This window comes from Massilia sp. X63 (assembly GCF_041023745.1).
Taxonomy (GTDB): domain Bacteria; phylum Pseudomonadota; class Gammaproteobacteria; order Burkholderiales; family Burkholderiaceae_D; genus Telluria.
This window is the reverse complement of the sequence record NZ_JBFTEF010000001.1, coordinates 788,520-809,461: the sequence shown is the minus strand read 5'-3', so window position 1 is coordinate 809,461 and position 20,942 is coordinate 788,520. Positions and strand designations below refer to the sequence as shown.

Annotated in this window: 16 protein-coding genes and 1 pseudogene; 12 read left to right on the top strand and 5 right to left on the bottom strand. The window is 68.3% G+C overall.

Features of this window, described 5'->3' with window-relative positions; translation table 11 throughout:
* Window positions 1-53: 53 nt before the first annotated feature.
* Window positions 54-953 carry a LysR substrate-binding domain-containing protein gene (locus tag AB3347_RS03815; protein ID WP_369090426.1) on the bottom strand — a complete coding sequence of 300 codons (900 nt, stop codon included), beginning with the start codon at window positions 951-953 and terminating at the stop codon, window positions 54-56.
* Between the two features lie 106 nt (window positions 954-1,059).
* Here AB3347_RS03815 and AB3347_RS03810 point away from each other — a divergent pair, with 106 nt between their 5' ends.
* A complete protein-coding gene (locus AB3347_RS03810) occupies window positions 1,060-1,980 on the top strand; it encodes an NAD-dependent epimerase/dehydratase family protein (RefSeq protein WP_369090425.1) in 921 nt (306 codons plus the stop codon).
* 50 nt (window positions 1,981-2,030) lie between these two features.
* On the opposite strand, the gene AB3347_RS03805 is transcribed toward AB3347_RS03810, so the two are convergent.
* Window positions 2,031-4,313: an OPT family oligopeptide transporter gene (locus tag AB3347_RS03805; RefSeq protein WP_369090424.1), complete on the bottom strand. Its 2,283-nt coding sequence runs from the start codon at window positions 4,311-4,313 to the stop codon at window positions 2,031-2,033.
* 223 nt (window positions 4,314-4,536) lie between these two features.
* Between AB3347_RS03805 and AB3347_RS03800 the strand changes: the two genes are divergently transcribed.
* Window positions 4,537-6,924 carry a penicillin-binding protein 1A gene (locus tag AB3347_RS03800; protein ID WP_369090527.1) on the top strand — a complete coding sequence of 796 codons (2,388 nt, stop codon included), beginning with the start codon at window positions 4,537-4,539 and terminating at the stop codon, window positions 6,922-6,924.
* Window positions 6,925-6,936: 12 nt separating this feature from the next.
* Here AB3347_RS03800 and AB3347_RS03795 read toward each other — a convergent pair whose 3' ends face one another.
* Window positions 6,937-8,232, bottom strand: a complete 1,296-nt coding sequence (locus AB3347_RS03795) for an AMP-binding protein (RefSeq protein ID WP_369090423.1) — start codon at window positions 8,230-8,232, stop codon at window positions 6,937-6,939.
* A 213-nt stretch (window positions 8,233-8,445) separates the two neighbouring features.
* On the opposite strand from AB3347_RS03795, the gene AB3347_RS03790 reads away from it, so the two are divergent.
* The 10 genes and pseudogenes from AB3347_RS03790 to AB3347_RS03745 all read left to right on the top strand — a co-directional run bounded on the left by AB3347_RS03790 (window position 8,446) and on the right by AB3347_RS03745 (window position 20,022).
* On the top strand, window positions 8,446-8,838 hold the full coding sequence (locus AB3347_RS03790; protein WP_369090422.1) for a PAS domain-containing protein: 393 nt from the start codon (window positions 8,446-8,448) through the stop codon (window positions 8,836-8,838).
* Window positions 8,839-8,862: 24 nt separating this feature from the next.
* A complete protein-coding gene (locus AB3347_RS03785) occupies window positions 8,863-10,221 on the top strand; it encodes a diguanylate cyclase (protein WP_369090421.1) in 1,359 nt (452 codons plus the stop codon).
* Entirely contained in the window at window positions 10,211-11,977 is a 1,767-nt protein-coding gene (locus tag AB3347_RS03780) for a putative bifunctional diguanylate cyclase/phosphodiesterase (protein ID WP_369090420.1), read from the top strand. Before AB3347_RS03785 ends, AB3347_RS03780 begins: the two co-directional genes overlap by 11 nt.
* 126 nt (window positions 11,978-12,103) lie before the next feature.
* Window positions 12,104-12,274: a hypothetical protein gene (locus tag AB3347_RS03775; RefSeq protein ID WP_369090419.1), complete on the top strand. Its 171-nt coding sequence runs from the start codon at window positions 12,104-12,106 to the stop codon at window positions 12,272-12,274.
* Window positions 12,275-12,428: 154 nt separating this feature from the next.
* Window positions 12,429-12,701 (top strand): hypothetical protein, encoded by a 273-nt coding sequence (locus AB3347_RS03770; protein ID WP_369090418.1) that lies wholly within the window; start codon window positions 12,429-12,431, stop codon window positions 12,699-12,701.
* A 266-nt stretch (window positions 12,702-12,967) separates the two neighbouring features.
* Window positions 12,968-13,399, top strand: a pseudogene (locus AB3347_RS03765) (HDOD domain-containing protein); the annotation flags it as partial.
* Window positions 13,400-13,585: 186 nt separating this feature from the next.
* The gene (gene mfd / locus AB3347_RS03760) at window positions 13,586-17,032 is read left to right on the top strand and encodes a transcription-repair coupling factor (protein ID WP_369090417.1); all 3,447 of its coding nucleotides are present in this window, start codon (window positions 13,586-13,588) and stop codon (window positions 17,030-17,032) included.
* A 16-nt stretch (window positions 17,033-17,048) separates the two neighbouring features.
* Window positions 17,049-17,891, top strand: coding sequence for a phosphoserine phosphatase SerB (gene serB, locus AB3347_RS03755; protein WP_369090526.1), 843 nt, complete (start codon window positions 17,049-17,051; stop codon window positions 17,889-17,891).
* 247 nt (window positions 17,892-18,138) lie between these two features.
* Window positions 18,139-19,470, top strand: coding sequence for an SGNH/GDSL hydrolase family protein (locus AB3347_RS03750; protein ID WP_369090416.1), 1,332 nt, complete (start codon window positions 18,139-18,141; stop codon window positions 19,468-19,470).
* Window positions 19,471-19,569: 99 nt separating this feature from the next.
* Complete coding sequence (locus AB3347_RS03745; protein ID WP_369090415.1) at window positions 19,570-20,022, top strand: hypothetical protein; 453 nt, start codon at window positions 19,570-19,572, stop codon at window positions 20,020-20,022.
* An 81-nt stretch (window positions 20,023-20,103) separates the two neighbouring features.
* Here the strand turns inward: AB3347_RS03745 and AB3347_RS03740 are convergent, their stop codons facing one another.
* Both AB3347_RS03740 and AB3347_RS03735 read right to left on the bottom strand, forming a co-directional pair.
* Window positions 20,104-20,493 (bottom strand): cupin domain-containing protein, encoded by a 390-nt coding sequence (locus tag AB3347_RS03740; RefSeq protein WP_369090414.1) that lies wholly within the window; start codon window positions 20,491-20,493, stop codon window positions 20,104-20,106.
* A gap of 95 nt (window positions 20,494-20,588) precedes the next feature.
* Complete coding sequence (locus AB3347_RS03735) at window positions 20,589-20,918, bottom strand: hypothetical protein (protein WP_369090413.1); 330 nt, start codon at window positions 20,916-20,918, stop codon at window positions 20,589-20,591.
* Between the last annotated feature and the right edge of the window lie 24 nt (window positions 20,919-20,942).

Below are 20,942 nucleotides of genomic sequence, written 5' to 3'. Positions count from 1 at the left end.
AACGGCGGCCCGTGGGCCGCCGTTTTCGTTGTTACGCGGGCGCCAGCAGCGGATCAGCGCCGGTCCAGCGTCGCCTCCATCGCGCGCATCTCGGCCACCATCCAGTCGCGGAAGCGCTGTACCTTCAGCATGTGCTCCTTGTGCGGATTGACCAGGAAGCGGTAGCCGCTTTCGAAGCGCGCGCTCTTGCACGGAATCTGGCGCAGCGCGCCCGACCTGATGTCCTCGAAGGCGATCCCATAGGGCACCAGCGCCACGCCCTGCCCGGCCACCGCCGCCTGCACCAGCACGCCCCAGTGCGTGTACACGCGCGAGAAGTCGTACTTGCCCTTCAGCGCGCGGTTCTCGTTGAGCAGCTGCAGCCAGGCTTGCGGCGACTGCACCACCAGCAGGTGATGCTGCGGCAGGTCGGCCAGTGCCAGGGCGTGCTGGCCGGGCGCCAGCAGCTCCGGGCTGTACACCGGCACCAGGCGCTCGCGGAACAGCACCGCCGGGTCGGCGTCATGCACCGGACCGTAGCGGACCGCCACGTCGGTGCTGTCGGCCTGCAGGTCCACCGGCGCGTCGTTGGAATCGATGCGGATGTCCAGTTCGGGATACAGCTTGGTGAAGCGGTGCATGCGCGGCACCAGCCACTTGATCGCGAACGAATGCGTGGTCGAGATGCGTAGCACGGCTTCTTCGTCGCCGCGCTGCAGCGCAGCGACCTTGGCGCGCAGGTCGGCCAGCATGCGGGTGGTGGCGCTCGCCAGTTCCTGGCCCTTCTCGGTCAGCGCGATGTGGCGCGGATGACGCACGAACAGGGGGAAGCCGACGTTCTCCTCCAGCTGCTTGACCTGCAGGCTGACCGCCGCCGGGGTCTTGTGCAGCTCGCGCGCGGCCAGCTTGAAGCTGCCCCAGCGCGCCGCGCACTCGAAGTCGATCAATCCGGACAGGCTGCGCAAGGGCTTCATCGGCCCTCCATGCATAAGTTTTTCTTATTCAATGTCTGTACTTTTTCTCGGTTGAAGGTTTTTGCTGCTTTGCAGAAAATATACTCGATCCTCTAAGGAAAAAGTCATGGCAAAGAATATATTGGTGATCGGTGGGACCCGTTATTTCGGCAAGCTCCTCGTCCAGCGCCTGCTGCGCGCAGGCCATCGCGTGACCATTGCCACCCGCGGCTACGCGCCCGACCCGTTCGGCGACCGCATCGGCCGCATCCGCGTCGACCGCCGCAACGAACATGCGATGCGCAACGCCTTCCGCGAACTGTCGTTCGACATCGTGTTCGACCAGATGTGCTACTCGCCGCTGGACGCCGCCATCTCGACCCGCGTCTTTGCCGGCAAGGTGGGGCGCTACGTCATGACCTCGACCATCGACGCCTACCGCGAACTGGCGCCGCGCGAGGCCGCCTTCCGCGAAGGCGACCTGCCGGTGCTGGCCCAGCGGATCGACACGGTCTACCCGTGGCACGACCCGGCGCGCGCCATCGAATGCTACGTGTCGGGCAAGGTCCAGGCCGAGGCCTACCTCGAGCGCGACGGCAGCCTGCCGCTGGCGACCGTCCGCCTGGCCCACGTGCTGGGCGGGCCGGAAGACTTCACCGGGCGCCTGGCGCACTATGTCGACCTGGTGCGACTGCGCGGCACGCTGCACTACGCCAACGCGGCCGCCCGGGTCTCGTTCATGGAAGCCCAGGAAGCGGCCGACTTCCTGGTGTGGGCGGGCATGCAGGAGTTCCGCGGTCCGGTGAATGCCGCCTGCGACGGCGCGCTGTCGGCGCTCGAGCTGCATGCGCGGGTGGCCGCGCTGCTGGACGAGACGCCGCGCAGCCTGAAGGTGGCCGCGCAGGCCCCCGGCGTGCTCTCGCCCTTCGATTTCGCCACGCCTCTGGCGCTCGACACCGCGCGCGCCAGGGCGCTTGGCTACCGGTTCGGCCATACCGACGACTGGCTCGACGACGCGATCCGGCAGCACGACCTGGCCTTCGTGTAAGCCGGCCGGCGCATGGAAAAACGGCCCGGAGCGATCCGGGCCGTTTGCGTTTACTTCCTCACTGCCTTCTCTCGCGCCACCCAGTACAGCAGCGCGATGATCAAGGCGTACGGAATCAGGGTCAGGACGTTGGAGTCCGGCCCGGCGAAGAACGGATTCGCGCTTTCCGCCCACTTGGCCATGCGGCTGTCGAAGTCGGTCAGCACGCCGGCGGTGATGGCGATGATGATGCCGGCCAGCGCGCCGCCCGCGATGTAGCCCGAGGCCAGCAAGGTGCCCGAACTGCGGTCGCCGGCAGCCTGGCGTTCTTCCTCGTTAAGCTTCTCGTACTGCGGCAGCTTGTCGTTGCGGCGGTCCGCCAGCCAGCGCACCATGCCGCCGACCGCGATCGGCAGCGTCGACACCAGCGGCAGGTAGACGCCCACCGAAAACGCCAGCGCATGCACGCCCGCCATCTCCAGCACCACCGAGATCATCACGCCGAACAGCACCAGGGTCCAGGGCAGCTGCTGGTCGAGAATGCCCTTGATGATGTAGGACATCAGGACAGCCTTGGGCGCGTCGTATTTCTTCACCTCGGTGCCGTCCGGACGCACCTTATGCGTGCCGTTGATGCCCGGGTCGACCAGGTAGGCCAGCTTGCCGTCCTCGGCCACCAGATACTTTCCGGCCGGGCCGCCCTTGGTGTCGGTCTTCTGCCAGACCTTGTAGGTCTTGCCGTCGCTGGCGGCCTGCGGGCCGTGCAGCTGGGCGGTCTCGGTCAGCCTGGAGGCATCGACCCTCAGGTTCGGCGCCACCTGGGCCGCCGGCACGTACACGGTGCCGGCTTCGTTCAGCTTGAGCAAAATCGGGCCCAGGATCAGGGCCGAGGCAAACGCGCCGCACAGGATCGCATACTGCTGCATGCGCGGGGTCGAGCCGACCAGGTAGCCGGTCTTCAGGTCTTGCGAGGTGGTGCCGGCATTGCTGGCGGCAATGCAGACGATGGCGCCGACCGACAGCGCGGTGACGTAATACTGGCCGCCGGTCCAGCCCATCAGCAGGAAGATCAGGCAGGTGAACAGCAGCGTGGCCACCGCCATGCCCGAGATCGGATTCGACGAGGAACCGACTTCGCCGGTGAGGCGCGAGGACACGGTGGCGAACAGGAAGCCGAACACCAGGATCAGCAGCGCGCCCAGCAGGTTCATGTGCAGCGGGGTGGCCACCGTGATGACGGCGATGATGGCCAGGCAGCCGATCAGGACCCACTTGAGCGGGATATCGCGGTCGGTGCGCGGCGTCTCGCCTTTCGCCTTGCCCGGCGCCGAGCCCTTGCTCAGGCCGGACAGGCCACCGGTCAGGCCCTTCCAGATGGTCGGCATCGAGCGCACCAGCGAGATCAGGCCGCCCGCGGCCACCGCGCCCGCGCCGATGTACAGCACGTAGGCGTTGCGGATGTCGTCCGGTCCCATGTCGCGGATCAATGTGGTGGCCGGCGCCAGCGGCACCGTGAGCAGCGAGCCGAAGAAGGTGATCATCGGGATCAGGAGCAGGTAGGACAGCACCCCGCCGGCCGCCATCGTGAAGGCGATGCGCGGACCGATGATGTAGCCGACGCCCAGCAGTTCGGGCGAGACTTCGGCGCCGGCCGAGCCGCCCTTGAGCGGATTGCCGAACTCGAAGTTCACGTAGTCGCGCCAGCCCTTGAAGGACACGCTCAGGGTCTTGTACAGCAGGCCGATGCCGAAGCCGCCGAAGATCAGCATGGCGCGGCGCTTGGCGTCGCGAGCCGCGTCGGACCCGTCCTCGCGCGCTTCGCCGGCGGCGGCGCGCGAGGTCTCGGTGGCGGCGGCCTTTAGCACCTCGGCGCAGGCCGTGCCTTCCGGGTATTTCAGTTCGCGGTGGGCGTCGACGATCATGGTGCGGCGCATCGGGATCATCATCAGGATGCCCAGCAGGCCGCCCAGCACGCCCACCAGCATGACGCGCGAGATCTTTAGGTCGAAGCCCAGGATCATGATGGCCGGCATGGTCACGCCCAGGCCGAAGGCCAGCGATTCGCCGGCCGAACCGGCGGTCTGGGTGATGCTGTTCTCGAGGATGGTCGATTCGCGCGCGCCGAACTTCTTGGCGGTGTGGAACAGGGTGATGGCGATGACCGCCACCGGGATCGAGGCGCTGACGGTCAGGCCGACCTTCAGCACCAGGTACAGCGAGGAGGCGCCGAACACCATGCCCAGCACCGTGCCCATGAGCAGGGCGCGCAGGGTCATTTCGGGCAGCTGCGCGCTGGCCGGGATATAGGGCTTGAAGGCGGTCGCGGACGAATCGGGCGGCGGATCGTAAGGCATGAGGGTCCCTTGAATGCAAACTTTGGTCGAGCTTAAGGCGTGACTATCGCATATGCCGAAATGGAATGAAAGCAGTTTGAACGGGTAGAATGCGCGGGATACAATTGCGCCGTAACGCCGCGTACATACGGCCTTCTTCGAGAGTATCGTAGTGACCCAGCCTCCGACCCAGTCCCCCAGCAGCTCCCCACGGCAGTCCAGCAAACGTCCCCGGCGCCTGCGCATGTTCCTGTTCTTCACGCTCGCCGCCTTCGTCGGGCTGGCGGCGGGCATCGCCATCTACGCCATGACGGTGATCCTGCCGAACGTGCCGAAGATCGACGCGGTGCTGGATTACCAGCCGAAGATCCCGCTGCGCGTGTACACCGCCGACAATCACCTGATCGGCGAATTCGGGGTCGAGCGGCGCGACTTCGTCACCATCGACAAGATCCCCACCCGCATGAAGCAGGCCCTGCTCGCCATCGAAGACGCGCACTTCTACCAGCACAAGGGCATCGACTGGCGCGGCGCGGCGCGCGCCGTGTTCGCCAACCTGCGCGAAGGCTTCGGCGCCGGCGGCGCCTCGACCATCACGATGCAGGTGGCGCGCAACTTCTTCCTGACCAAGGAAAAGGTCTTGTCGCGCAAGATCACCGAGATCGCCCTCGCCTACCGCATCGAGGATGCGCTGACCAAGGACCAGATCCTCGAGCTGTACATGAACCAGATCTTCCTCGGCAACCGCTCCTACGGCTTTTCCAGCGCGGCGCGCAGCTATTTCGGCAAGTCGCTCGACGAGCTGACCCTGGCCGAGACCGCGATGCTGGCCGGCCTGCCGCAGAACCCGTCGCGCCACAACCCGATCGCCAACCCGAAGCGCGCGCAGCAGCGCCAGCACGCGGTGCTCAAGCGCCTGTACGAACTGGGCCAGATCAGCGAGCCCGACTACCGCCAGGCCCTGGCCGAACCGCTGCGCATCCGGCGCGGCGGCCAGGTCTTCGATACCAGGGCCGACTACGTGGCCGAACTGGCGCGCCAGGCCGTCTACGCCCAGTTCGGCGAGGAAGCCTACGAGCGCGGCATCGTGGTCACCACCACCATCCTCAAGGCGGAACAGGACGCGGCCTACGAATCGGTGCGCCGCAACGTGCTCGACTACGACCAGCGCCACGGCTACCGCGGCCCGGAAGCGCGCATCGCGCTGCCGCAGGACCCGCAGGAACGCGAGGAGGCCGTCATCGAGGCGCTGCAGAAGCGCCCGCAAAGCGACGGCCTGATTCCGGCCATGGTGCTGGAAGCCTCGCCGCAGCGGGTGCGCGTCGAGCTGCTCAGCGGCGACGAGATCACCATCGAAGGCGCGGGCCTGAAGTTCGCCGCGCGCGGCCTGGCGGCGAATGCCAAGGAAGCGCTGCGCATCGCGCCGGGCGCGGTGGTGCGCATCAGCCAGAGCAAGGGCAAGGGTAAGGGCGACGACCAGGACGGCTGGGCCATCGCCCAGGTGCCGCAAGTGGCGGCGGCCTTCGTCGCCATCGACGCCGACACCGGCGCCTACCACGCGCTGGTGGGCGGCTTCGACTACAACCTGCAAAAGTTCAACCACGTGACCCAGGCCTGGCGCCAGCCGGGTTCCGCGATCAAGCCCTTCGTGTACTCGGCGGCGCTGGAGAAAGGCTATTCGCCGGGCACCCGCATCCTGGACGAGCCGCTCGACATGCCGTGCGAGAACGCCGGCCAGACCTGGTCGCCGCAGAACGACGACGGCGTGTTCGACGGGCCGATCACGATGCGTACATCGCTGACCCACTCGAAGAACGTGACCACGGTGCGCCTGATCCGCGCGCTCGGGGTCGACTACGCCCACGACTACCTGGGCCGCTTCGGCTTCGACCTGGCGCGCCACCCGAAGAACCTGACCATGGCGCTGGGCACCGGCGCGGTGACGCCGCTGCAGATGGCCGGCGCCTATGCGGTGTTCGCGAACGGAGGCTACCGCATCAAGCCCTACCTGATCGCCCAGGTCCGCGACGGCAACGGCGCCATCCTCCAGGACAACAAGCCGCCGCAGCGCCAGGACGGCGACCGCGTGCTCGATCCGCGCAACGCCTGGGTGCTCGATTCCATGCTGCGCGACGTCACCCGCTCCGGCACCGGCGCGGCCGCCGTCAGGCAGCTGGGGCGCACCGACATCGCCGGCAAGACCGGCACCACCAGCGACGCCATCGACGGCTGGTTCGCCGGCTACGGCGGCAAGGTGGTGGCGGTGGCCTGGATGGGCTACGACGAGCCGCGTTCGCTGGGCGGGCGCGAGTTCGGCGCCACGCTGGCGCTGCCGATCTGGATCGACTACATGCGGGTGGCGCTGGCCAAGGTCCCGCCGCAGGAAGAACGGCTGGAGCCGGAAGGCGTGGTGCGCGAGAACGACGACTGGGTGTTCGAGGAATTCATGGAGCGCCCCGACCTGCGCGCGATCGACATCGATCCGGGCCTGGACAACCCGCCGGTGGAGGTGGAGGCGGAGCCGGCCGAGGGCGACCAGCCCATCCCGGCAGCGCCGCCGCAGCCGACGCAGCCGCCGCAGCCGCCGTCCATGCCGCCTGCGCCGCCACCGCCGCCCTCCACGGTGTTCTGAAGCGCCCCGGACTCAGGCTGCGCCGTCGATGATCCAGTCCGCCGGCTTGCCGCTGGCCTGGCGCGGCAGCGCGGCGCCGAAAGTCCAGGCCACCGGACGCTCGGGCGCCGACAGGCGCTCGGCAATCCATGCGCCCAGTTCGGTGCGCAGGGCCGCCGCCGCCTCGCTACCCTCGGCCGGCGGCGCGCCGCGCGGCACCACGAAGGCTTTCAGGCGCCGCCCCTCGTCCGGGCGCATCGGGCGCACGCTCGCCTGCGCCACCAACGGATGCATGCCCAGCACCTCGGCCACGTAGCCGGGGAAGACGTTGACGCCGCCCACCTGCACCGCATGGTCGATCCGGCCCACCGGGCGGAAGCGGCCCGGCGCGCTCCAGGCCAGCCGGTCCTGCACCGCATACGCGGCGCGGCTGCCGTCCGGGCAGGCGCGGATGAGCGTGCCCGCATCCGCATCCGCCTCCCAGTAGGAAAACAGCCGGTAGTCCTGGTCCGGACCGTCGCGCCAGCCGACGCCGGCGGTTTCCGAACTGCCGTAGACTTGCACCAGCCGGCCGATGCCGCCCTCGAGCACGGCGCGCGCCACCTCGTCCGGGCAGGGCGCGGTGGAACTGACGCCGTGCACGCCGGGCGGCAAGGCGCCGGGCAGCAAGGCCGTGGCGGAGGCGAAGGCGCGCCAGAAATCGGGGAAGCCAACCACCAGGTCGCCCGGCTGCAGGGCCTGCGCCACGCCGCCCGGGCTGGCGCCGCGCAGGTCGATCACCGCGTCCGGCCCGATTCCCAGCGCGCGCGGCAGCAGCACCGTAAACAGGAAGCCGTAGATATGATGCGAAGGCACCAGGGCGACGATGCGGCGCGTGCCTGCGAACAGGTCCGCCAGCGCGCCGCTTTCCTGCCACAGCAGCGCGAGCGCATGGCGGCAGGTCTTGGGCGCGCCCGAACTGCCGGAAGTACGGAAACTCATCACGCCCGTGCCCTGTTCCAGGCCGCAGGCCGCCGACGCCAGCCAGGCGTCCAGGCGCGGATCGGCCAGCACCCGCTCTTCGCCGACGCTGCCGATGCCCAGCACCTGTTCCATGGCGCTTGCCAGTCCCAGCAGCTCGAGCGAATCGGCGCCGAGATCGGCCGCCAGGTCGAGCTGCGCGGGCCAGGGCGGCAGCCGGCGCCGTACGCCGGGACGCATCAGCGCCAGCTCGCCGGCCAGCAGGTCCGACAATACACGCTGCAGGGTCGGCTGGTGCGACCACCAGTGCGTGTTCGGATCGGAATCGGGAGCAGCGGGCGCAACGGCAGGCGTGGTGGCGGGGGGCATGGGAGAGGCGGCAAAGACATCGGAAAGCAGAATGGATGATGGTGCCAAGCGCCCCGCGCGCTGTCAACCATCGATACCGCCCGGCCAAAAGTGAAATTTTGGGGGCGGAATGTGTCGGAGCGAGGGTACACACAATTGACAAGCGGGCTAGCGGTATGTCAACATCAATTTCCTCAAATCAATTTTAGCGCTCGACCAGCGCCATCCCAGCTCATGACCGCTCCCGCCCTGTCGTTTTCGACCGCAGACCTGCTTTCGCAGCTCGACAGCTGTTCGCCGGAGCAGCTCGACCAGCTCGACTTCGGTGTGATCGGTTTCGACGCCGACACCAAGGTCCAGCGCTACAACGCCTTCGAATCGCAGGCGGCCGGCCTGTCGCCGCAACGCGTGATCGGCCAGCCGCTGTTCACCAACGTCGCGCCCTGCCTGAACAACTTCATGGTTGCCCAGCGCTTCGAGGAGGCAATCGACGAGGGTGCTGCGCTGGACGAAACCATCGACTACGTGCTGACCCTGCGCATGCGCCCGACCAAGGTGCGCCTGCGCATGCTGGCAAGCCCGGCCGGCAACACCCATTACGTGCTGGTCCAGCGCCAGACACGCTGAGCAGCGCACGAGAGAGAAGAACACGTGGACGATATCGACGAGCTGCAGGCCGAGCACGAAGCCCTGATCCAGTTCCTGTACCTCGCCCCGGTGGGCCTGGTGCAGGCCGGCATGAACGGTGAAATCGTCATGATGAACCCGCTCGCGGCCCAGCTGCTGATGCCGCTGTCCCGCGACGGCGGGCTGGACAACCTGTTCGTCGCGCTGGAAGGCGTCGCTCCGGAGCTGCGTCACCTGTGCGCCGATTATGAGCAGCCGTCGGGCAAGGTATGCGACGGACTGCACGTGCACCTCAACGCCGGCGGCGCCGACAAGAAGATTCCGCAAGTCCTCGCCATCACGCTGCTCAAGCTCGACGCCCAGCGGGTCATGGCAGTGATTAACGACGTCACGATGCAGGTGCGGCGCGAACGCCAGCTGCGCCAGAACGACGCCTGGCTGAATGCCATCTTGACCGGCATTACCGACTACGCCCTGGTCGGCCTCGACGCCCACGGCGCCATCGCCGAGTGGAACCCCAGCATCGGCCGCGTCACCGGCTTTGGCCAGGAGGTGGCGGGCCAGCCGTATTCGGTCTTCTATCCATCTGATGCGATGACGCCCGAGCACCTGCTCGACCGCCTGCGCGATGCCGATCGCGACGGCTGGAGCCTGGACGAAGGCAAGCGCTTGCGCGCCGACGGCAGCGGCTTCTGGGGCAGCGCCCTGATCAGCCCCCTGCCCGAGCGAGCGCCGCCGCACGGGGCCGATCCCGACGGCGCCGCCTACTGCCTGATCCTGCGCGACATCACCGACAAGCGCGAGGCCAGCGAACGGCGCCGCCGCGAAGCCTTCGGCGACTACCTGACCGGCCTGGCCAATCGCCGCGCCTTCTTCGAAGCGGCAGAAGAGGAGCTCGCCCGCAGCCGCACGGTGCCGCGCTCGACCGCCGTGATCACGCTCGACGCCGACCACTTCAAGACCATCAACGACCGCTACGGCCACCCGGGCGGCGACGCCGTGCTGCAGCACCTGGGCGCGATCCTGGCCGAGACTTTCCGCGAGGTCGACGTGGTCGCCCGCATCGGCGGCGAAGAGTTCGCGGTGCTGCTGCCGTCCACCGACCTGCCGCGCGCGGCGGTGGTGGCCGAGCGCCTGCGTTCGCTGGTCGCCTCGCAAGTCGTGCTCTTCGACGGCCAGCGCATCCGCTACACTGTCAGCGCCGGCGTCGCCAGCCTGGACGACGGCAGCGGCGGCGTCGACCTGCTGCTCAAGCGCGCCGACCAGGCGCTGTACGCCGCCAAGCGCGCGGGCCGCAACCGGGTCGAACGCTGGCATCCAGCGCTGGCCGCCGCGCCTGCCCAACCATCCCTGGGACCCGAAGGAGATCGCGATGCAGCCTGATCCGAGCGATGCCTACGAAGCCCTGGTGCAGTTCCTGTACCGCGCACCGATCGGGCTGGCCCAGATCGCGCCGGACGGCACGGTGGACATGCTCAACCCGATGGCATCCAGCCTCCTGATGCCGATCGCCCGCAATTCGGGCCTGGACAACCTGTACGCCGTGCTGGCGCCGATCGCGCCCCAGCTGCCGCAGCTCGCGGGCGCGTTTCGCGAGCCCTCGGGCGTGATCTGCGAAGGCCTGCGCGCGCCGCTGCCGCCCGAGCTGACCGCGCCCGGCAGCCCGCAGGTGCTGGCGATCAGCCTCATGAAGCTCGACAGCGAGCGCCTGATGGCGGTCGTCACCGACGCCACCCTGGAAGTGCAGCGCGAGCAGGAAACCCTGCTGCGCCGCCTGCGCAACGCCGCTCGCACCGATGCGCTCACGCGCATGCCGAACCGCGAGGCGGTGCGCGAGCAGCTGCAGCACCTGGTCACACGGCCGCTTTCGGCGGGCGACTTCGCGGTACTGTTCATGAACTGCGACCGCTTCCGCCAGATCAACGATACCCTGGGCCAGGCCGCCGGCGACGAGCTGCTGGTGCAGATCGCCGACCGCATCCGCGGCGCGCTGCGCCCGCCGAGCGACCGGATCGACACCATCGGCGGCAGGGGCCAGCTGGCGGCGCGCGTGGGCGGCGACGAATTCGTCGTGGTGCTCGACGGGATGCGCTCGCGCGAGGACGCCGAACGAGTCGCCGGCCGCATCCTCGATGCCCTGGCGCGCCCGTTCCGGGTGCAGGGCCAGGAAGTCGTATGCGGCACCAGCCTGGGCCTGGCCTGGGGCGCCGATACCTTGCTCGGCGGCGCGCGCGACGCCGACGAGGTCCTGCGCGACGCCGGCATCGCCATGGTCGAGGCCAAGCGCGCCGGCGGCGCGCGCCACCTGGTGTTCGCAGCCTCGATGCGCGAACGCGCCGAACGCCGCGCCGGCATCGAGGCCGAGCTGCGCCAGGCCCTGGCCGAGGAACAGCTGTTCGTGGTCTACCAGCCGGTGGTCGGCCTGCTGCCCGACGGCGGCACCGACTACGCGGCCGGGGTCGAGGCGCTGGTGCGCTGGCGCCATCCGGTACGCGGCATCGTGCCGCCGGTCGAGTTCATCGGGGTGGCGGAAGAGTGCGGCCTGATCGGCGCGCTCGGTGACTTCGTGCTGGAACGCTCCTGCCGCGATTTCATGGACTGGCGTGCGCGCCTGGGCGAGGCCGCGCCGCGCCGCATTGCGGTGAACCTGTCGCGCGCCCAGCTCGGCCAGCCGGGCTGGATCGACAGCGTGCGCCGCGTGCTCCAGGTCACCGGCATCGCACCCGAGCAGCTGCAGCTGGAAGTCACCGAAAGCCTCGCGGCGCAGGACCAGGGCATCCAGCAGCGCCTGCACGAACTCAAGGCGCTCGGCATCCAGCTCGCGCTCGACGACTTCGGCACCGGCTATTCCTCGCTGTCCAGCCTGCACCTGCTGCCGGTGGACACGGTCAAGATCGACCGCTCCTTCGTCTGCCAGGCCGATACCAGCCAGCACCACCGCGTGCTGATCGAGGCCACCGTCAAGGTGGCGCAAAGCCTGGGCATGAAGACCGTCGCCGAAGGCATCGAGACCGCGTCGCAGGCCGAGGTCGTGCGGGCCCAGAACTGCGCCAAGGGCCAGGGCTATTTCTACAGCCGGCCGCTGGCGTCGGACGACCTGCTGGCGTGGCTGGCCAGCCACGAGGCCATCGCCGCCTGAGCGCCGTACGCAAACTCCTACACGCCCTGACGCCGCAATCCTATTTCGGAGTCCGGGCGCCCTTTGCATGATGCTGGTGTCAACCACCCCTGGGAGAATGCGACGAACTCCAGCTTGCAGAAGGCCATGCTGGGCAGCATCATGGCGCTGGCCCTGGCGGCCTGCAGCACGACCGGCAGCGGCGGCGCTGGCAACAGCTCCGGCAGCTCCGGCAGCGGCGCGAGCGGCACCAACACCGGCACGACCAACGACCTCGACATGGGTACCGGGACCAGCTCGTCCGGCACCGGCCGCTGAGGCCGGCATACCTGCACAGCCCGGTTAGCCGGGCTGTTTCGTCTTTGGCCAATGAGTACGTACGTACGCTCCTACACGGACGAACGTCCTGTTCCTATTTTTCGTGCACGGACCTCATCACATGATGGTGCACCCATCACATGAGGAGAAACGAATGAACAGGAAATTCCAAAGCGCCCTGCTGGGCGGCATCATGGCCCTGGCGCTGGCCGCCTGCAGCAGCACCGGCACCAATTCGAGCGATATGGGCACTTCGGGCACCTCCGGCACCTCGGGTGCGACCGGCACCACCGGCACCACCGGCTCGGGCACCATGGGCACCGGCACCACTGGCACCACCGGCACCACCGATACGACGGGCACCAGCGGTACCACCGGCACCTCCTCCACCAACACCAATTCGTCGACCTCCGGCACCGGCCGCTAAGCGACGCCCATCGGGCGCCGCCGACCTGCGGCCGCCCACCGTTCTCCGCCTGGTTGCACGCGCAACCAGGCGGTCCTGCGTCCAGCGTCTGCCCGCCGTCGCGTTCGGCTAGAATGGATCGCCTTTCGACCCGCGCTCTCCCGACATGAAAAACTGGCTCGCCCGCCTATTCGGCGGCACGCCCCCTCCAGGCGAGGACGCCGCGCCGACGCGCGCCACGGAGTCCGCGCCAGCCGGTCCAGTCGACGCCGCCCCAGGTATGGAGCCAGTCGGAAAAATCCGCGGAGGCGGCGAACATGCTGGCGCCCGGCGTGGGCGCGGATCCCTTCGAGGCCTATCTCGCCGGGCTGATGCAGCACCTGGGGCTGATCGTCGCCTTGCGCCTGGCCGACCAGCTGGCCGGCACGGCGCCGCTGCCGCCGTCGGACGCTTTCGGCCATGCGCTGCTGGGCCGCGCACGCACGCTGTCGGCACCGATCTCCGCGCTGTGGGAGCTGCCGCCGGCGGTCGGCCAGGCGATCCTGCACGCGGGGCAGCCCGATGCCACGGCGCTCGCACAGGTCCTGCATGCCGCTGACCGGCTGGCCAGGCTGCGGGTACTGGCGGATGCCGGCGTGGAGGCTGCGGCAACGCTGGCGGCGGCGCTGCCGGCCGGGCAGGCGCGCCTGTTCGACCGGTTGCGCGCCCCTGAAGCCTGAGCAGCGATGCGCGCGTCAGGCGTAGCCGATCCAGCCGCGGAACACCCCTGCCGCGTAGAACATGCTCACCTCGCTGAAGCCCTCCTCGCGCAGCAGGGCCTCGTCCTGCTCGGGGGGCCTGCCCGGCGTACGCATGGCCGTTCGTCTATAATTGGCTTCACTGTTGCGAACGTCAATGCGCGCTCAATGCCTTTCGATCTCAAGAAAAACCTTCCCAAACCCGGAACCCGTTTTGCCCTGCCGGCCCTGCACGGTTCGGGCGACGCCTATGCGCTCGCCACCGCAGCGCTGGCCCTCAAGGCCAACAACCAGATCCTGACCGTGGTCGTGGCCAACGCCAGCGACGGCCAGCGCCTGCTCGACGAGATCCCCTGGTTCGCCGACGGCAAGTTGTCCTGCCACCTGCTGCCGGACTGGGAAACCCTGCCCTACGACGCGTTCTCGCCGCACCAGGACCTGGTCTCGGAACGGCTCGCGACCCTGCACGAGATCCGCAACGGCCAGTGCGACGTGCTGGTGGTGCCCGCCACCACCGCGCTGGTGCGGCTGGCCCCGCCGTCCTTCCTGGCAGCCTACACCTTCTTCTTCCGCCAGGGTGAACGCCTGGACGAGGCCAAGCTGAAGGCCCAGCTGACCCTGGCCGGCTACACCCATGTGTCGCAGGTGATGTCGCCGGGCGAATACTCGGTGCGCGGCGGCCTGATCGACCTGTTCCCGATGGGTTCAGCCCTGCCGTACCGGCTCGACCTGTTCGGCGACGAGATCGAATCGATCCGCACGTTTGACGCCGACACCCAGCGCTCGCTGTATCCGGTCAAGGAAGTGCGCCTGCTGCCGGGCCGCGAATTCCCGATGGACGAAGCGGCCCGCAGCGCTTTCCGCGGCCGCTGGCGCGAGCGCTTCGAAGGCGACCCTTCGCGCTCGCCGATCTACCGCGACATCGGCAACGGCATCGCCTCGGCCGGCATCGAGTACTACCTGCCGCTGTTCTTCGAACAGACGGCCACCCTGTTCGACTACCTGCCGCAGGACGCCACGCTGGCCCTGGTGGGCGACATCGAGGCCGCCATCCAGCGCTTCTGGCTCGATACCGAGTCGCGCTACAAGTTCCTCAAGAGCGACCGCGAACGGCCGATCCTCGAGCCGCGCGAACTGTTCCTGGGAGCCGAACAGTTCTTCACTTGCGCCAAGCCGCACGGGCGCTGGACCATCGGCAGGGACCCGTCGCTGCCCGCCTCCGAGCTGTCGGCGCCGATCCCGGACATCGCGGTCAACCGCCGCCTGGACGACCCGCTGACCAACCTGCGCGCCTACCTGGCGCGCCAGGACGCGCGCGTGATGATCGTCGCCGAGTCGGCCGGCCGCCGCGAAACCCTGCAGCAGTACTTCCACGAATACCAGCTGGAACTGGCGCCGGTCGAGGGCTTCGGGGGCTTGCGTTCCACCGCCGCCCGCTTGGTGCTGGGCGTGGCGCCGCTGCAGGCCGGGTTCGAACTGAGCGAGGAGCACGCCGGCCGCCTGGTCTTCGTCACCGAGACCGAGCTGTATGCGGGTTCGGGCCGCCGCGCAGGCAAGAAGAAGCAGGAAGCGACCAGCCAGGTCGAATCGATGGTGCGCGACCTGTCCGAGCTGAAGGTCGGCGACCCGGTGGTGCACATCAACCACGGCATCGGCCGCTACATGGGCCTGATGAGCATGGACCTGGGCGAAGGCGAGACCGAGTTCCTGCACCTGGAGTACGCAAAGGAGACCAAGCTGTATGTGCCGGTCTCGCAGCTGCACGTGATCTCGCGCTATTCCGGCACCTCGCCGGAAGACGCGCCGCTGCACAGCCTCGGCTCCGGCCAGTGGGACAAGGCCAAGAGAAAGGCCGCCGAGCAGGTGCGCGATACCGCCGCCGAACTGCTCAACCTGTATGCGCGCCGCGCCGCGCGCCAGGGCCACGCCTTCGAATACTCGAGCATCGACTACGAGAACTTCGCCGCCAGCTTCGGCTTCGACGAGACCCCGGACCAGGCCGAGGCCATCCACAACGTCATCAAGGACATGAGCTCGGGCCGTCCGATGGACCGGCTTGTATGCGGCGACGTCGGCTTCGGCAAGACCGAGGTGGCGCTGCGCGCCGCTTTCATCGCCGTCATGGGCGGCAAGCAGGTCGCCATCCTGGCGCCGACCACCCTGCTGGCCGAGCAGCACGCCCAGACCTTCGCCGACCGTTTCGCCGACTGGCCGGTGAAAATCGCCGAGCTGTCGCGCTTCCGGACGGGCAAGGAAATCAACAACGCCATCAAGGGCATGGCCGACGGCACGCTCGACATCGTGATCGGCACCCACAAGCTGCTCTCGGCGGACGTGAAGTTCACGCGCCTGGGGCTGGTGATCATCGACGAGGAGCACCGTTTCGGCGTGCGCCAGAAAGAGGCGCTGAAGGCGTTGCGGGCCGAGGTCGACGTCCTGACCCTGACCGCGACCCCGATCCCGCGCACCCTCGGCATGGCCCTCGAAGGCCTGCGCGATTTCTCGATCATCGCCACCGCGCCGCAGAAGCGCCTGGCGATCAAGACTTTTGTCCGCAGCGAGGACGGTTCCGTCATCCGCGAAGCCTGCCTGCGCGAACTCAAGCGCGGCGGCCAGATCTACTTCCTGCACAACGAGGTCGAGACCATCGAGAATCGCCGCGCCATGCTGGAGGAACTGCTGCCGGAAGCGCGCATCGGCGTGGCCCACGGCCAGATGCACGAGCGCGACCTGGAAAAGGTGATGCGCGACTTCGTCCAGCAGCGCTTCAACATCCTGCTGTGCACGACCATCATCGAGACCGGCATCGACGTGCCGACCGCGAACACCATCATCATGCACCGCGCCGACCGCTTCGGCCTGGCCCAGCTGCACCAGCTGCGCGGGCGCGTCGGCCGTTCGCACCACCAGGCCTATGCCTACCTCCTGGTGAGCGACGTGAGCGGCCTCACCAAGCAGGCGCAGCGCCGCCTGGATGCGATCCAGGCGATGGAAGAACTGGGCAGCGGCTTCTACCTGGCCATGCACGACCTGGAGATCCGCGGCGCCGGCGAGGTGCTGGGCGAGAACCAGTCCGGCGAGATGCTCGAAGTCGGCTTCCAGCTGTATTCGGACATGCTCAACGAAGCGGTGCGTTCCCTCAAGGCCGGCAAGGAGCCGGACCTGGCGGCGCCGCTGTCGTCCACCACCGAGATCAACCTGCACGTGCCGGCCCTGCTGCCGGCCGACTACTGCGGCGACGTGCACGAGCGCCTCTCGATCTACAAGCGCCTGGCGAACTGCGAGAGCCAGGACAAGATCGACGCCATGCAGGAAGAATTGATCGACCGCTTCGGCAAGATGCCGGACCAGGTCAAGGCGCTGATCGAGACCCACCGCCTGCGCATCGCGGCCAAGGCGGTCGGCATCGTCAAGATCGACGCCCACGGCGAAGCGGCCAACCTGCAGTTCATGGAAAAGCCGCCGATCGATCCGATCAAGATCATCACCCTGATCCAGAAGAACCGCCACATCAAGCTGGCCGGCCAGGACAAGCTGCGCATCACCGCCAGCATGCCCGACCTGGCGGCCCGCGTGACGCAGGTAAAACAGACCATCAAACAACTGCTCGATTGAGCCTTCACCCATGACCATGAACCTGGTGCTCCAGGGGCCGCAGGCCTCCCTTGACTCGCTCGAACAGCTGGCCGCCCTGGCCAGTCCTGCACGCGTGACCCGCCTTGGCGAGCACGCCCTGCGTTGCGAGGACGTGCCCTTCTCGCCGGAGCTCAAGGAGCGCATCGAGGCCGCGGCCTTTGCGGCGCAGGCCGATGCCTGCTTCATCGCGGCCGGGCGCAAGCTGGCCGACTTCGGCCTGGTGGCCATGGACATGGACTCGACCCTGATCACCATCGAATGCATCGACGAGATCGCGGACATGCAGGGCCTGAAGCCCCAGGTGGCCGAGATCACCGAAGCGGCCATGCGCGGCGAACTCGATTTCGCCGCCAGCCTCACGCGCCGCGTGGCCCTGCTGGAGGGACTGGACGCGTCCGCCCTGCAGCGCGTCTACGACGAGCGCCTGCGCATCTCATTGGGCGGCGAAGCCATGCTGAAGGCGGTGCAGGCGGCCGGCCTGAAGACCCTGCTGGTATCGGGCGGTTTCACTTTCTTCACCGATCGGCTGAAGGAACGCCTGGGACTGGACGTGACCCATGCCAACGTGCTGGAAGTGGCGGACGGCAAGCTGACCGGCCGCGTGCTCGGCGGCATCGTCGACGCCGAAGAAAAGATGCGCACGGTGCAGCGCGTGTGCGCGCAGTACGGCATCGATCCGCAGCAGGCCATCGTCATGGGCGACGGCGCCAACGACCTCAAGATGATGGGCATTGCCGGCCTGTCGCTGGCCTTCCGCGCCAAGCCGGTGGTGCGCGCACAGGCTGCGGTGGCCCTGAATTTCGCTGGCCTCGATGGCTTGCTGAACATTTTGCAATGACATGTTCTTGTGTCGGGGATGCCTGAACGGGCGCCTGGATTGGCGGGCTGGTCGGCAAGCGCCGGGGAAACACGCTGCTCGGCTGAACCATCTGCATTCGCCTAAGTTTCGCTTGTTCCAATAGTTCGGTACTGAAGCACGACGCAGCGCAAATGCTGTGTCGCGCACGATTGGATGAGCAGCGCTGCTGGTCTATGTTGATGGTGCGGCCGCGCCGCGGCTGCGCCTCATTCGACAGGAGCATGCCATGTCCATTCCGGCCTTCCGCACGTCGTATCCTTCCCTTTCCATTTCTCATCCTGACGATGCCGCGCGACGTGGCGCAGCTGCGCTGCAAAGCCGCAGGCGCTTCCTGCTCGGGCTGCCCGCGCTCGCCGGTGCGCTGGCGCTCGCGCCGGACGCCGACGCCGCACCGGCCTGGCGCGCCGATGGCTGGTGCGCGACCTGGGGCTGTGCGCCGGCCGGCCCGCCGCCCTCGGCCAGCACCATGAGCTTCGGTGGCCAGACCCTGCGCATGATCGTGCGCACCAGCATCGGCGGCAACCGCGTGCGCGTACGCCTGAGCAACGAGATGGGCAGCGCGCCGCTGCTCATCGGTGCCGCCCAGGTGGGCCTGCGCAGCAGCGGCCAGGCCGTGGTGGCCGGCTCCAACCATCCGCTGAGCTTCGGCGGGCGGACCGCGGTCACGATCCAGCCGGGCTCGCCCGCGCTGTCGGACCCGGTGTTCTTCCAGGTGGCGCCCTTTTCCGACCTGGCGATCAGCCTGTATCTGCCGGGCAGCGCCATGGCCACCACGATCCACCGCGATGCGTGGCAGGCCAACTACGTTTCCACTTCCGGCAACTTCGCGGCCAACACGAGCTTCACCCTTTCGCGCAGCATCGCCTCCTGGCCTTTCCTGAGTGAAGTGGACGTCGATGGCGGCGCGCCCTGCGTGGTCGCCATCGGCGACTCGATCACCGACGGCCAGGGCAGCACGGGGAACCAGAACCGGCGCTGGCCGGACTACCTGGCGCGCCGGCTGCAGGCCGAGCTGGGCGCGACGGCGGGCCGCATCGGCGTGGTGAACCGCGGCATTGCCGGCAACCGCCTGCTGCTGGACGACCCCAGCGCCCTGCTGGCCGGACGCGACGTGCTGGAGCGCTTCGACCGCGACGTGCTGGCCACGCCGGGCGTCCGCGCCGTGATCGTGGCCATCGGCGTCAACGACATCGTGTATGCCTCCGGCACCGCACTGAGCGTGATGCGCGACGACCTGATCGCCGGCTACCGCCAGCTGATCGCGCGGGCGCACGCGCGCGGCATCGCGGTGCTCGGGGCCACCCTGCCGCCGATGGAAGGCTTCGTGTACTACACGGCGGCGCGCGAATCGGTGCGCCAGCAGGTCAACGGCTGGCTGCGCTCCGCGGACGAGTTCGATACGCTGATCGACTGGGACCGGGTGCTGCGCGATCCGGCCGCGCCGACCCGGATCAACCCAGGCTACAACAGCAAGGATTGGCTGCACCCGAACGATGCCGGCTACCAGGCCCTGGCGGCCGCCGTGCCGCTGAACGAGCTCAGTTCGCTGCTGGTCTGAGCCGGGACTGGCGCGGGGATGCTGCGTGTGTAACAAGCTGTAATTCTGCGGGGCACGATGCACGGGTTTTTCTATCATGGTGGGATCAGGAGGATCGCCATGAAGAAACTCATCATTGTTACCGCATCGCTGGCCGTGCTGGCCGGCTGCGCAGCGCCGGGGCCGAATTATTACGGCAGCCAGGCCTATCCGCGCTCGGGCGATCCGAGCCAGTGGCAAGTGGTCTCGGTGACGCCGGTCCCGCTCGGTACGGGCGCGCGCGCCGCGGCCGCCGGCGACAGCGGCAGCACGAGCACCTACAGCCCGGCGCCGGCGTATCAACAGCCGACGCCTCAACAGCCTGTCTACGTGCAGCAGTCGCCGGTCTATGTACAGCCGGCGCCGGTCTACGTGCCGCAGCCGGTCTACGTGCCCGAGCCGGTATACCAGCCGCGTTACTACTACCCGCCGGTGTCGATCGGGCTGGGCTTCAACTTCGGGCGCGGTTGGGGACACCATCGCGGCTGGGGTGGGCACATCGGGACGCGCTTCCCGTATCACTACCGCCGCTGAGTTTCGCGCGCCGCAAACGGCAAGGCCGGCAGCGATGCCGGCCTTTTTTACGTTCCTGCCCGGACCTCGCCGCTGCGGGAATCAGTGCCCGTGGTGCTGCTTCTCGTACTCGTCCGCCTCGGCCTTGGTGGCGTGGACGATGCCGTCCGGATGCTCCGGCGGGGTGTACAGGGTGTACAGGCGCATCGGCTCGCTCTGCGAGGTATTGATGACGTTGTGCTCGGTGCCGGCCGGGATCACCAGCGCCACGCCGTCTTCCAGCTTGTGTTCTTCGCCGTCCAGGATGGCGATGCCCTCACCCGCTTCGACGCGGATGAACTGGTCATGGCCTTCGTGGTGTTCCATGCCGATTTCCTCGCCCGGCTGCAAGCTCATGATGACGAGCTGGCTGCGCTTGGTCGTATAGAGCACTTCGCGGAAGTTGTTACCGTTGAGGGTTTTCTCTTCGATATTGATGCTATAGCCCGACATTGTTGTTCTCCTCAAAACGAAACCAGCGGCCGTTGCCGCCTCGTCCACATTGTATAAGAGTCAAACGAAACGCGTGCGGGCCGGCGTCGGCGCGGCTAGGAACCGAACAGGTCGTGGGCGTCGAGCAGCGCATAGGCGATCTCGGGCCGCTCGGCCAGGCGGCGGCGCAGCGCGGCCGGCACCGATTGCCGCGCCTTCTTGCACAGGCCGGGCTTTTCTTCCAGCACCACGATGATGCCGCGCACCGTACGCACCTCGTTCGGGCCCGGCGCGATGCGCAGTTCGGCGCCCAGGTTCTTGCGGATCAGCGCCTGCACGTGTTTCAGGTCTGCGTAGCTGTCGATGCAGCCGATGCGCTCGACCAGCTTCTGTTCCTGCTGGCGCGTCAGGGCCAGCGGCCGGTGGTCGGCCTGCGGGTCGGCCATGACACGCTCGCGCTCGCACACGCA